The organism is Streptomyces sp. NRRL F-525, from assembly GCF_000716605.1.
In the GTDB taxonomy this organism is placed as follows: Bacteria; Actinomycetota; Actinomycetes; order Streptomycetales; family Streptomycetaceae; genus Streptomyces.
In genome coordinates, this window is the sequence record NZ_JNXE01000020.1 from 122,189 (window position 1) to 135,321 (window position 13,133).

General features: G+C 72.3%; 10 protein-coding genes. 5 read left to right on the forward strand and 5 right to left on the reverse strand.

The annotated features are described in order from the left end of the window. Window positions 1-33 precede the first annotated feature (33 nt). Window positions 34-1,992, forward strand: coding sequence for a hypothetical protein (locus OO69_RS27315; RefSeq protein ID WP_234444541.1), 1,959 nt, complete (start codon window positions 34-36; stop codon window positions 1,990-1,992). A 9-nt stretch (window positions 1,993-2,001) separates the two neighbouring features. Here the strand turns inward: OO69_RS27315 and OO69_RS27320 are convergent, their stop codons facing one another. After that, entirely contained in the window at window positions 2,002-3,981 is a 1,980-nt protein-coding gene (locus OO69_RS27320; RefSeq protein WP_033283454.1) for an AfsR/SARP family transcriptional regulator, read from the reverse strand. A 114-nt stretch (window positions 3,982-4,095) separates the two neighbouring features. Here OO69_RS27320 and OO69_RS27325 point away from each other — a divergent pair, with 114 nt between their 5' ends. Continuing rightward, complete coding sequence (locus tag OO69_RS27325) at window positions 4,096-4,977, forward strand: alpha/beta fold hydrolase (RefSeq protein WP_033283455.1); 882 nt, start codon at window positions 4,096-4,098, stop codon at window positions 4,975-4,977. A gap of 11 nt (window positions 4,978-4,988) precedes the next feature. Here the strand turns inward: OO69_RS27325 and OO69_RS27330 are convergent, their stop codons facing one another. Beyond that, window positions 4,989-5,804 carry a hypothetical protein gene (locus tag OO69_RS27330; protein WP_106971120.1) on the reverse strand — a complete coding sequence of 272 codons (816 nt, stop codon included), beginning with the start codon at window positions 5,802-5,804 and terminating at the stop codon, window positions 4,989-4,991. 178 nt (window positions 5,805-5,982) lie between these two features. On the opposite strand from OO69_RS27330, the gene OO69_RS27335 reads away from it, so the two are divergent. Together OO69_RS27335 and OO69_RS27340 are read left to right on the forward strand one after the other, a co-directional pair. After that, window positions 5,983-6,750 (forward strand): hypothetical protein, encoded by a 768-nt coding sequence (locus tag OO69_RS27335; protein ID WP_033283456.1) that lies wholly within the window; start codon window positions 5,983-5,985, stop codon window positions 6,748-6,750. Continuing rightward, entirely contained in the window at window positions 6,747-7,289 is a 543-nt protein-coding gene (locus tag OO69_RS27340) for a SixA phosphatase family protein (RefSeq protein ID WP_033283457.1), read from the forward strand. The genes OO69_RS27335 and OO69_RS27340 overlap by 4 nt, the downstream gene beginning before the upstream one ends. A gap of 25 nt (window positions 7,290-7,314) precedes the next feature. On the opposite strand, the gene OO69_RS27345 is transcribed toward OO69_RS27340, so the two are convergent. Both OO69_RS27345 and OO69_RS27350 read right to left on the reverse strand, forming a co-directional pair. Further along, window positions 7,315-8,163, reverse strand: a complete 849-nt coding sequence (locus tag OO69_RS27345) for a helix-turn-helix domain-containing protein (protein WP_033283458.1) — start codon at window positions 8,161-8,163, stop codon at window positions 7,315-7,317. A gap of 88 nt (window positions 8,164-8,251) precedes the next feature. Then, window positions 8,252-10,237: an amino acid transporter gene (locus OO69_RS27350; RefSeq protein ID WP_199811039.1), complete on the reverse strand. Its 1,986-nt coding sequence runs from the start codon at window positions 10,235-10,237 to the stop codon at window positions 8,252-8,254. A 124-nt stretch (window positions 10,238-10,361) separates the two neighbouring features. On the opposite strand from OO69_RS27350, the gene OO69_RS27355 reads away from it, so the two are divergent. Next, window positions 10,362-10,988, forward strand: coding sequence for a YigZ family protein (locus OO69_RS27355; protein WP_033283459.1), 627 nt, complete (start codon window positions 10,362-10,364; stop codon window positions 10,986-10,988). Window positions 10,989-11,019: 31 nt separating this feature from the next. Here OO69_RS27355 and OO69_RS27360 read toward each other — a convergent pair whose 3' ends face one another. Next, window positions 11,020-12,900, reverse strand: a complete 1,881-nt coding sequence (locus OO69_RS27360) for a protein kinase domain-containing protein (protein WP_033283460.1) — start codon at window positions 12,898-12,900, stop codon at window positions 11,020-11,022. Window positions 12,901-13,133 lie beyond the last annotated feature (233 nt).

Consider the following 13,133-nt stretch of genomic DNA (forward strand, 5'->3'; position numbering starts at 1 on the left):
CCATCCCGCAGTGACCGAAGACCGGGAGACCCGATGAAGCCCTCAAGGCTCATGCTGCTCACCGCTGTTGCCCTGCTCGCCCCGATGGCTCCCGCTCTGTCGGCCACCGCGTCCGCCGCACCCCGCCCCCAACTCACCATCCCCGACCCCGGGTTCGAGAACGGCGGCACGGGCTGGACCTTCACCTCGGGCGCCGGTGTCGGCACCGGCAACAGGCACGGCGGCGAACGCTTCCTCTACCTCGACGGCGGAGCCGGCAAGAGCGCCCAGCTGACCATCGTCGCGCCCAGGAACGGGAGTTACGACTTCTCCGCGTGGATCGGCAGCGCCGGCACCGGCGGCACGTACACGATCCGGCGCAACGGCGAGACCGTAGAGACGATCACCCTGCCGCAGCACCCCGGGTACGCCCGCTACACCATCAGCGACGTCGCCCTGAGGACCGGCGACCGGCTCCAGATCGAATTCGGCTCCGGCAGCTCCTGGGTCAACGCCGACGACCTGATGATCTCGCCCGCCGCGCCCGCCGACCCGAAGGTCACCTCGTCCGACCCCGAGGTCGTCGCGATGTTCGACTGGGCCCAGAAGAAGGCCAACAGCTGGGTCCAACTCCCGGGCACCGTGGGCCCGATCAATGTCGACGAGTACCAGACCGGCGGCACCGGCACCGCGACGTACGAGCCCACCTACTGGGCCGGATACGCCAACCGCAGCGCCTACTACTCCCGCGACATGACCCACCAGCTCGCGGGCGCCCACCTCATCGGTCTCGACGCCGAGAACGAGACGATGCTCCGCTCCTACGCGGCGTCGGCCACCGCCGAGCACAAGTACTTCCCGGTGTGGTCCCTCAACTTCGACGCGAAGACCTATCTGAGCATCGACTACAAGAGCCCGGACAACTTCGTCCGCGAGGTGCCGGCCACCTTCGAACTCGTCGAGAAGGCCGCCCAGGCCTACCTCTGGACCGGTGACCGCAGATACGTCGACGACCCGGTGCTGTGGGACTTCTACCGGCACGCCACCGAGCAGTTCATCGACCTGCACAACTCGGCCAAGGACAACGGCAAGGTGAAGGTCGCCGAGGGCACGGGCCAGGGCATCTTCCAGGGCGCCGCCAGCTACAACGAACAGGACGGCGACGGTCTCGCCGAGGCCGGGGACGGCATCGCCTCCGAGTACCAGGCGTACCTGGCGATGGCCGTCCTCGCCCGCGGCAAGGGCGACACCGCGCTGGCCAGGACCTACGACAAGCGGGCCGCCGACCTGAAGACGTACTTCAACGACGACTGGAGCGGTACCGGCAGCGGCGCCGACATGGTCCGCGCGTACACCACCTCCGGCACCCCGGTCACCGGCTGGGGCAAGGAGAACAGCGTCTTCATGCCGATGAAGCAGATCATCGACCCCGGCCCGCGCAACGACGCCTACCTCGACTACATCCAGGCGCAGGAGCTGGGCCCGGACGGCTCGCCCAACATCGAGTCGACCACCTACCTCCCCGACATGTTCTTCAAGAACAACCGCCCCGACACCGCCTGGCAGTGGATGAAGAAGATCTACGGCGAGCGCGAGACCCAGCACGTCAACTCCAGCCAGGGCCCGAACGGCGACTACCCGGAGGTGTCGTTCACCCTGGTCAGCCAGACCGTCCAGGGGTTGATGGGCATCACACCGGACGCCCCGAACCACAAGGTGACCACCCAGTCCCAACTGCCGACCGGCATGAAGTGGCTCCAGGCGGCCGACGTCCCCATCGGCACCGGCACGGTCACCGTCCGCCACGACGGTGCGACCAAGACCACCCTGACGAACAACTCCCGCAAGGGCTCCTACAGTTGGGAGGCCCGCTTCCCCGGCGTCCACAAGAACATCAAGGTCAACGGCGTCCCGCAGCACGTCCGAACCAAGGTGGTCAACGGCGTGACCTACACGTACGCGACGCCGACGGTGCGGGCGGGGGCGACGGCGGTGGTACAGGTGACCGGCTGACGCGCGGGCTCACCGAGGGAGTCGTAGCGCCGCGGCGAGGTCGTCGAGGTGGCGCGCGACCGGCCCCAGGGTGAGCAGACCGCTGCCCGCCCCGGCCAACTCGGCTGCGGCGGGCGTCAGTTCGGCGTGAGCGCGCTCCATCGTCTCCCGGTCGTCGACGGCGATTGCCGCGCGGGCGGCCAGGCACCACAGGGCTTCGAAGAGGAGGTCGCGGGGCGGTTCCGGAAGCGAACTCAGCGCCGTCCGGGCGTCGTTGGGGCGATCGCGGGCCAGCAGCACCAACGGGCGGGCCCAGGGTTCGTACGGTCCCCAGTCGATGTGCCCGTCGGTCTGGGCGGGCTGGCCGTTCCGCAGGCGCAGGCACAACAGGGCCAGGGGTAGCAGCCCGTGTTCCAGGCCGGGCATACCGGCTCCGTCCAGTCGAAGTGCCGCGTCCTGGTAGGCCGTTGCCACTTCGGCGGGATGTGGATCGCCGCTCGCGGCGAGTCGTAGGGCCCGGTACCACTGGGTGAACACACCGACCAGCGGCAGTTCATGACGGTCGGCCAGCTGTTCTGCGGCTGCCGCGTGGCCGTCGGCTCCGGTGAAGTCCGCGAGGGCGCTGCGGGACTGGAGCCGGATGAGATGCCCGAGCACTTCGTACGTGACCATGCCGTGCCGGGCGGACAGGGCGACCAACTCGGCGCCGATCGCGTCCCGTTGGGGTGCCAGGCCCGCGCGGTGGAAGGTCTGCATGAAGGTGCCGTTGAGGGCGAAGGCGAGCAGCGCGGGGTCGTTCAACCGGCGTGCGATGTCCTCGGCTTGGCGGGCGGCCTGCGGTCCGCGAGCGGAGCGGGTGCCGCGCGACTCCAGCGCGATGGTGGCCAACAGGCGGGCCCGCGCGGCGAGATGGGCGTCCGGTGGGAGCGCGGCCAGGGTGCGCTCGGCGGCGGCCACCGTGTCCGCCGCCTGCTGTGGGTCGTCGACGCGGGTCCAGATCGCGGGGACGTCGTAGGCGCCGATCACGCGGGCGGTGAGTTCCGGGTCGCCCAGTTCCTGCGCCGCCGTGATCGCCGCGAGGCGGTGCCGACGGGCAGCTTCCAGGCCGCCGCCTCCGGTCACCGCGAGGTTGCGGAGGAGGCCCACGGTCGATTCCAGGCGGGCACGGGCGCCGGACGCCACGGTCCGGTCGTAGGCGGCGGCTGCCTGTGCCCAGACCTGTTCCGCCGGATCACCGGGACCGGGGTCCAGGTGCGGGGCCTGGTCCAGGATGTCCGCCTCCAGGCGGCGCAGGGCCGGGCCCGGGTCCGTGCCGAGTTGTTCCGCGAGGAGGGTGCGGGCCCGGCGCAGTACCGCGAGGGCGTCGCCCTGGCGGCCGGTGCGGTAGAGGGCCAGGGTCAGGAGGCGCCAGGCGTCCTCGCGCCAGGGGTGTTCGGCGACGTGGGCGTCCAGGTCGGGGACCGCCTCGGCGGCCTGGCCCAGGGCGAGTTGGGCCTCGGCCCGGCGTTCGACGGCGTGCAGGCGGAGCTCCGTGAGGCGGGAGCGTTCCGCGCGGGCCCAGGGCTCGTCGGTGAAGTCGGCGTAGGCCGGGCCCCGCCACCAACTCAGCGCCTCCTGAAGGTGGTTGAGCGCGCGCGGGGGCGGCAGGGTCGCGGCTGCGGTCACCGCGCGCTCGAAGCGCCAGGCGTCCACGGTCTCCGGCTCGGCGCGCAGCGCGTACCCCGGGCCCTCGGTGACCAGCAGCCGGGCCGGAGTCCGCGGCGGGCGTTCCGGTTCCAGGGCCCGGCGCAGCGCGGCCACGAAGGTGCGCACCGCGCCCGTCGCGTCGGCGGGAGGCTCGTCCTGGCCTGCCCACAGGTCCTCGACCAGGCGCCCGACCGGTACGACCCGGCGCCGGGCGACGAGCAGTCGGGCCAGTACCGCCCGGTGCCGCGGACCCTTCAGGGCGATCGCGTCCCCGGCAGCGTCCCAGGCCGCGACCGGCCCCAGCACCCCGAACGCGACCTCCATCGCCGACCACCCTTTCCGGGGCATCGCCCCAGGTCACGGTAGCGCGCTCATTCGTTGCTCATTGGCTCGCGGCAGGCTCTGGGGCACTGACATCGCTACGAAGGAAGGCACCCCGTGCCACCGACCATCCCCGGCTTCACCTACCACCGCGTCCCCGTCGCGGACGGCGTCACCCTGAACGCCGCCGTCTCCGGCTCGGGCAGCCCGATCGTGCTGCTGCACGGCTTTCCGCAGACCCACCTCATGTGGCGCCATGTCGCCGCCGACCTCGCGGCCGACCACACCGTGATCTGCCCCGACCTGCGCGGCTACGGCGCGAGCGACAAGCCCGCCGAGACCGACGGCTCCGGTTACGCCAAGCGCACCATGGCCGCGGACGTCGTCGCCCTCGCCCACGCCCTGGGCCACGACCGCTTCGCGCTCGCCGGGCACGACCGCGGCGCCCTGGTCGCCTTCCGTGCCGGGCTCGACCACCCCGGCACGATCACGCACCTCGCCTGCCTCGACGTACTCCCCACGCTGGACATGTGGGACGTGATGCACGGCGTCACCGCCGCCGTCGGCTTCCACCTCTACCTGATGGCCCAACCCCCGGGCCTGCCCGAGCAGTTGATCGCCGCCGCGCCCGACGCGTTCTTCGGCCACTTCCTCGACCTCTGGACCAACGACCCGTCCGCGATCCCCGCCGACGTCCGCACCGCCTACCTCGACGCCTGCCGCGCCGCGGTCCCCTCGATCGTGGCCGACTACCGCGCCTCCGCAGGCATCGACGTCACCCACGACCGGGCCGACCGCGACGCCGGCAACCGGCTGCGGATGCCGGTCGCCGTCCTCCAGCAGGACTGGGGCGCCGCCCTCGGCTTCGACGCGTCGGCGCTGTGGAGCGCCTGGGCACCGGACCTCCGGCACGAGACCGTGACCTGCGGCCACTTCATGGCGGAGGAGGACCCGGCCGTCGTGGCGAAGACCCTGCGGGAGCTTGTCGCCGTCCGCTGAACCGGTGCGCGTCAGGCGGTCCTCGCGGTCACGGTGAAGTCGACGTCCTCGCCGACCGCCGATACCCCGTTGAAGGCTGCGCTGGCGTGCAGTCGGTTGGCGCCCTCCGGGAGCGCGGTGTCCGGGGTGCACGACCAGGTGCCGTCGATGCGTGCGACACCCGCGCACACCTTGCGCTCGGCGGCGTCCAGGACACTCACCCGCGCCCCGGGATAGGAGGTCCCGGCGAGCCGCGCCGCGCCGGACACGAACGTGCCGCCCGCCGGTTCGGTCAGCGTCGGCACGGGCATGCCGACGGTCACGGTGCAGCTGCCGGACGCGCGACGGGCCCCGCCCGCGTCGGTCAGCACGACGGCGCACCCGGGCAGCCGCGTCCCCGGCACCGCCCGCGCGTCCACGGCCAGCGCGAACGGATAGCCGCCGTCCTTCCACGAACCAGGCCCCGAGTCACGGACGTAGATGTACGTGCCGGTCGCGCCGTCGGCGGTCACCGAGCCCTGGAAGCGCGCCGTGTCGGCGAGGGGCGTACCGGTGACCCGGGCCCCGGCGGGCGCGGTCAGCCGCAGCGAGGACCCGGCCGGCAGGTCGGCACCGTCGTACCCGCTGATCTCCACCAGCCCGGACCGGCCCGGCACGATGGTCACCCCGCCGCCCAGACCCCGTGCGGAGAACTCCCCGGAGTCGGTGCGCAGCGGTGCGGCCGTGGCGGTGCCCGTCATCACGAGCGCCGTACCGGCGACGAGCGCGGCGGTCAGGAGGAGCGGTGGCCGCCGTCGAACGGGCGTCGGCGACGGGGGTTCGTGGGGGAAGGTGCGGCGGTCGGTCATCGGAAGTCTCCGGGGTCGTCTCGTCCGGGATGCTGGCCGGCTGCTCCCACCCCACACGCCCGACCGGCCCCGGCGAAAGGCGGGATGGGCGAACGGGTGAACGCCGACGAGGTCACGCACCCCGGTGTACCGGACAGACCGGGGTGAATCCCGCCACCTCGGCCGGAGTGGAGCGAACATGCATGCGTACGGCCTTCCGCCCGCCTACGCTCAGGCCGTGCTGCGCATCACCGACGCCCGAACCGGCGAGCCCGTCGAAGCCGCCCCCGCCCGCCGTGGCCTGACCAGGGTCGAGGCGCACGCGTCGGGCCTGGACCCCACGTCACTACGAGTGCTCCTCGTGTCCGACCTCCTCGTGCGCGCCCTGGAACTCGGCGGCACCCCCGTCTGGTCGCTCCTCAGCGGTGAACACGAGCAGGCCGAACTCCGCGCCGCGGCAAGGGCCTTGGGCATACGGCCCTTCGAGGACGGCGGAGACCTCGGCTCCGGACTCGGCGAGGCCCAGGTCCTCCACGTGGCGGTGGAGGGCGGTGCCGGGGCAACCGGGGGAGTCCTGGTGGCCGTAGCCCCCGTCGAATCGCCTACGACCGCCGTGCCCGACCTCTCCGACCCGGGGGCGCTGCGGCTCGCGCTGCTCTCGCACGCCCGGGACCTGCCGGTACGGCTCGACACGGATGCGTTGGAGGAGGCGCGGCGGACGCTGGCGCACTGGCGCGGGTCGGTCGCCGACTGGGCGCGGCGGCCCTCGCGGCCGGTGCCCGACGAGGTGCGTGTGGAGCTGCGTACCGCCTGGGAGGACGACCTCGACGTGCCCGAAGTCCTGGAGGTGTTGCGGCGGGTGGAGAACTGGCCCGACCTGGCGGACGGCGCCCGCTTCGAGACGTACGCCTACGCGGACCGGCTGCTCGGGCTCGAACTCACCCGTGACATCGGGTCGTTGGCGTGAACGCCCGCGCCGGGGCCCGCCCGTTGCGTCGCCTCGTCGTGCTGCGGCACGCCAAGTCCGCCTGGCCGGAGGGCGTTCCGGACCATCTGCGTCCCCTCGCCCCGCGCGGGCGCCGTGACGCCCCGGCCGCCGGGATCGCGCTCGCCGAGACCGACTCCCTGCCGGACCTCGCCCTGTGCTCCACGGCCGTACGGGCGCGCCAGACCTGGGAGTTGGCGTCCGCCGAGTGGGGAACCCCGCCGCCGGTGCGGTACGAGCCGGGGCTGTACGCGGCCGACGTGCCGGAGCTTCTCGACGCGGTTCACCAAGTGCCGCCCGAGGTCGAGACGTTGCTGCTGATTGGGCACAACCCCGGTCTGGAGGAACTGGTCCTCGAACTCGCCGGTGACAGTCTCGACGACGCGATCGATGAGGTCCGGGTGAAGTTCCCGACCTCGGCGATCGCGGTCCTGGCCTGGCACGGCAGTACTTGGCAGGAACTCGCCCCGGGTACGGCCCTGTTGACGGGTCTGACCGTGCCGAGGGGCAGGAAGAAGTAGGGACGCGCCCCGTGCGCGCGTGGTTTCAGGGCCGCGGGGAGCGGGACCAACTCGCCAGCAGCTGAAGGCGTTCCGCGGAGGGGGAGCCTGGTTCGGCGGTGGAGACGCCCAGGGTCTGCTCGGGGTCGTCGGCGGGGGTGAAGGCCTCGTAGCCCAGGACGATTTCGCCGACGACGGGGTGGTGGAAGCGCTTGGTGCCGTGGGTGCGCTCGAACACGTCGTGGTCGGCCCACCAGTGGCGGAAGTCCGGGTCGTGGACGGAGAGTTCGCCGACGAGCTCGGCCAGGGCGGGGTCGTGCGGGTGGCGTCCCGCGTACAGGCGGAGCGAGGCGACGATGGAGCGGGCGGCGTCCTCCCAGTCGGCGTACAGGCTCCGGAAGTGGTCGTCGAGGAAGACCAGCCGGGCCATGTTGCGGCCGCGGGCGGGCAGCGCCTCGAAGTCCGTGTACAGGGCGCGGGCGAGGTCGTTGGCGGCCAGGACGTCCATGCGGCGGCCGTAGACGAGGGCCGGGACCTCGGTGAGGCTGTCGAGCAGCAGGCGCAGGCCGGGGCGGACGCGCTGCGGGGGCAGCGGGCGGGGACGGGTGCGGGCCGGCCTGGCGATCCGGAACAGGTGGGCGCGCTCCAGATCGGAGAGGCGCAGGGCGCGGGCGATCGCGTCCAGGACGGACGCGGAGACGTTGAGGTGGCGGCCGCGCTCCAGGCGGACGTAGTAGTCGACGCTGACACCGGCGAGCTGGGCGACCTCCTCGCGCCGCAGGCCCGGAACGCGGCGGGTGCCGGGCAGGGGTGGCAGGCCCGCCTCCTCGGGGGTGATCTTCGCGCGGCGCGAGCGGAGAAAGTCCCGCAGCTCGCTGTTGGGTTCCTGGGCCATGCCACCACCGTAGACCGGGTGACCTGCGGAACAGCCGAGCCAGAGGGGGTCTGTTGGACCCCCCGGTCGGAGCGGCGGCCCGGCCCGTTCAGCCGACGTGCACGCGGGGCCGGCGCTCCGGGTCCGGTTCCGCGCGGCGCAGGACCTCGCGGGTGACCGGGGCGACCTCGCCGTCGCCGAAGACGAGGAAGCGGATCAGGTGGCTGACCGGGTTGCCCTCGGTCCAGGTGAAGTAGGCGTGCGGGACCTTGCCGGTGCGGTCGCGGAGGGAGAGGAGGACGGCGGCGATCGCGTTGGGGACCGTCGGACCCTCGATGCGGAGCCGTCGTACGCCGTACTTCTCCTCGCCGTGCACGGAGATGTCCGCCGAGAAGTCCGAGGAGTCGCGGAGGAGGACCTCCAGGAACAACACCGGCCCGCCGTCCGGGATATGGGTCTCCTCGCGCTGGCTGTACTCCTTGGCCCGGTACTCCCGCCTGCTGTGCTCCTGCGGCTCGTTCGCGATCAGCCGGAGCGGGCCGCTGCGCGCCGCCTCGTCGATGAACCGGGACGCCGTGTCGTCGAACGTGACCTCCACGGCGCGGAGTTCGAAGGCGCGGTGCACACGCGAACCGAACGACGTCACCAGGATGAGGACGATGAAGATGCCCGCGATCTTGATGCCGTCGGGCCGTTCGATGACGTTCGTGACGAGTGTGTACGCGAACACGGCGGTGATCACGCCGAACCCGAGCGTGGCCCTGCGGTGGCCCCGCTTGTGCACGGTGACCGTGGACGCGAAGGCCGCGGAGAGCATCAGCACCAGCACGCCCGTCGCGTACGCGCCGCTCTGCGCGTCGACGCTCGCGTGAAACCACAGGGTGATGACGATCGCCGCCACCATGAAGACCAGCACCAAGGGGCGTACCGCCCGCGTCCACTCCGGCGCCATGCCGTAGCGCGGCAGATAGCGCGGTACGAGGTTCAGCAGCCCGGCGAGCGCGGAGGCGCCCGCGAACCACAGGATCGCGATCGTCGAGACGTCGTAGACCGTGCCGAAGACCTGGCCCAGGTGCTCGTGCGCGAGATAGGCGAGCGCGCGGCCGTTCGCCGGGCCGCCCGTCTTGAACGCGCTCTGCGGGATGAGGATCGTCGTCGCCAGGCTGGACAGCAGCAGGAAGCCAGACATGATCAGGGCGGCCGTGGTGAGCAGCCTGCGGGTCTCGCGGATCCGGCCCGTGGGCTTCGCCCAGGTGTCCGTGTCATCGCCCTTGACCTGCGGCATCACCGCCACGCCCGTCTCGAAGCCGGACATGCCGAGCGCGAGTTTCGGGAAGACCAGCAGCGCCACGCCGACCATCGCGAGCGGCGAGGAGTGCGCGGCCGTCATCGCGTCCGTCCAGTCGCCGATCTTCACCGGATGGCTCAGCACCTCCCAGGCGGACACCGCGAGGACCACGAGATTGAGCGTGAGGTACACGCCCACCAGCACCACCGCGATCCCGATGGCCTCCCGGAACCCCTTGAGGAAGACCGCGCCCAGCGCCCCGACGAGGACGAGCGTGATCCACGTGTTCCCGCCGTGCATCCAGCCCGGCGCGAACGGGTTCTCCACGACGTGCGCCGCCGCGTCCGCCGCCGACAGGGTGACCGTGATCATGAAGTCAGTCGCCGCGAAACCCAGCAGCACCAGGACGAAGATCTTCCCCGACCACCACGGCAGCAGCCGCTCCAGCATGGCGATCGACCCCTCGCCGTGCGGGCTCTCGTGCGCCACCCGCCGGTAGACCGGCAGCGCCCCGAGCAGGGTCAGCCCGATCAGGACGACCGTCGCCAGCGGGGACAGCAGTCCGGCCGCGAGGGCGGCGATGCCCGGCTGGTAGCCGAGGGTGGAGAAGTAGTCGACGCCGGTCAGACACATGACCCGCCACCAGCGGTGACCCTCGTGCTCCGGGTTCGGCGTGGCGTGCGGGCCCGGATGCCGGGCGCTCTGCTCGCTCAGACCGTCCAGGAGCCAGGCCCGGCACTGCTCGGCGGCGGATGCGGAACCGCCGGACGCCGTGGTCTCCGTGGGGTCCGCCTGCGCGCCGGTCATGCTGAGAACTCCCTGCGATCGGACGACGTGCCCGGGGCCCGGGCAACGAGGAGCGAGTATCCACCACATCCCCGCTCGAACCCGGACCGGGGGCGACCACCGGCCCTGCGCATAGGCTGGCCGGATGCAGGACGAGTACCGCACAGTGGCCCGCCCGGGCGTGCACGAGACCGAGGTCAACCGCTCCCGCTTCCTGTGCGCCCTCGCCCCGGCGGCCACCGAACAGGAGGCGCAGGACGTCATCGCCCGTATCCGCAAGGAACACACGGACGCCTCCCACAACTGCTTCGCCTACGTCATCGGCGCCGACGCCGCGATCCAGAAGGCGAGCGACGACGGCGAACCCGGCGGCACGGCAGGCGTGCCCATGCTCCAGATGCTGCTCCGCCGCGACATGCGGTACGTCGTCGCCGTCGTCACCCGCTACTACGGCGGCGTCAAGCTCGGCGCGGGCGGCCTCATCCGGGCCTACGGCGGCTCGGTCGGCGAGGCCCTCGACACCCTCGGCACGATCACCCGCCGCCGCTTCCGCCTCGCCACGGTGACCGTCGACCACCAGCGCGCGGGCAAGGTCCAGAACGACCTGCGCGCCACCGGCCGCGAGGTGCGCGACGTCCGCTACGGCGAGGAGGTCACGATCGAGATCGGGCTCCCGGACGCCGAAGTGGACGCGTTCCGGGGGTGGTTGGCGGATGTGACGGCGGGGACGGCGGGGCTGGAACTGGGCGGCGAGGCGTACGGGGACGCGTGAGGGGCTGGCGGGAGCTGTGGCTGACGGTAGGTCAGGAGGCCCATGTCCAGACCTGGTTGGAGCTGCCCGCGCAGCCGAAGGTCTGGACGGTCTGACCGTCCTTCCCCGACTCCGAGGCCTCCGCGTCCAGACAGAAACCGTCCGGGGCGCTGACCAAGGTCCCGGCGCCGCCCAGCTGCCACCGCTGCGCGCTCAGCCCGTCGCAGCTCCTGACCCGGATCTTCGAGAAGTTCCGGCCGACCGTACTGGCGTCGGCGTCCAGACAGGAGTGGTTGCCCTGATTGACCACCAGGTACTGGGCGTTGTGCCCGGGCACCCGGAAGAGCGCCCACTTCTGCGGCGCCGTGCCGTTGCACGCCCACACCTGTACGGCGGTGACGTGGCCGTCGAGGCACCGGGGGACCTCGACCGCGCGGACGCTCTCGGTCACCGTCACCGGACCGGCGCGGACCGGCCCGCGCTCAGTGCCGTACAGCAGCTTCGCCGTCTGCGCGTCGACCGTCCCGCTGGCCGTGGTCCCCGCCTCGGTCTGGAAGACCTTCAGCGCGTCGGCCGTCGCCGTCCCGAAGTCGCCGTCGACCGTGACGTGCAAACCGTAACCGGCGAGCAGAAGTTGGAGTGCCTTGACGCAGTCGCCGTGGGAGCCCGAGGTGAGTTCGTGGACGCAGGAGGAGACACGGATGTCGAGGCTCGCGGGATCCTGGGTGGCCGGCACGCTCGTCGGGCTCTGCGACGCCCCGCCCTTCGTCGCCGACGCGGCCGTGCTCGGTGAACTGCCCGACCCCGAGGGCGAGTTCTCCGGTACGGCGAGCGCCGGGGGCGTCCCGGGTCCGGGACCGGTCGACGTCCCGCTGTCGCCGTGGTGCAGCAGGAGCAGCGTCGCGGTGATGCTGCCGGCGACGAGGAGGGCGGCCGCGGCGACGGCGCCCGCGATCAACCTCCCGCGTTTCTTGGGGGTGTTGGCGTGTTTCCGGGGCGTGGTGGGCGGATCCGGGGGTGCCGCCGAAGGGTGGGCCGCGGGTTGCCCGACGGGGGAGGGCCCGCGCCGGGACACGACCCGTGGCGGGGGCCCGGCCGGTGCGGACAGCTGATGCCCGATGGCCGTTCTGAACACCGCCTCGGGTAACGGCCGCAGCTCGGGGTCCTTGTCCAGGCAGGTGCGGATGAACGCGGCCAACTCCGCGTCCACGCCCGCGACTTTGTCGAGGACGTCCTCCCGGGGCGGGTCGAACGCCACCCGGTGCAGCACGTCGACGCCCGTGCCCTCGCCGAACGGGGCCTCCCCGGCGACGGCGTAGGTGAGCGTGGAGGCCAGCGAGAAGACGTCGGAGGCGGCGGTGACCTCCTGGCCGCGCACCTGCTCCGGGGACATGTAGGCGGGGGTGCCGACGTTCTGGCCGGTGACGGTGATCGAGGTGCTGTCGCCGGCCTGGACGACACCGAAGTCGATGACACGGGCGCCGTCGGCACCCAGGATGACGTTGGACGGCTTGAGGTCGCGGTGCACGATCCCCGAGCGCCAGATCGCCTCGATCGCCCGCCCCACGTCGGCCAGCAGCCGCCAGGCCGCCGCCGCGTCGACCGGCCCGCGCGCGTCGACCAGCTCCGCGAGGGTGGGCCCGGGTATGTACTCCGTGGCGACCCACACCAGATCCTCGTCGCAGCCGCTGCCCAACAGCCGCACGATGTGCGCCCCTTGGATCCGGCCCAGCGCGCCGACCTCGCGCTCGAAGCGCTTGCGGAACAGCGGGTCCTCCGCGTACTCGGGCCGGATCACCTTCACGGCGGCGGGGCCCGTGGCGCCGGTGGTGTCGCGGCCCAGATAGACCCGGCCCATCCCGCCGCTGCCGAGCACCGACATCAAGCGGTACGGCCCCGCCTGGCGCGGGTCGCTCTTCCGCAGCGGCACCACGGGAGGCGGCTCCATCCCCGCCGCCGCATAGGCCATCGTTTCGGACCGACCGCGGAACTCGACTGGCATGGGAACCCTGTGTCTCTCGCGTGGTGCGTGTGACGTGAGATTAGCGCAGCACATGTGTGCGACAAGGGAGTTGAGATTTTCCACAGCCGGCGCCAAGCCGCTTCGGTCGCGCGGCCGTCTCCAGCGTTGTGACGGCGGTCACTGATCCGCGTATGGGGTATATG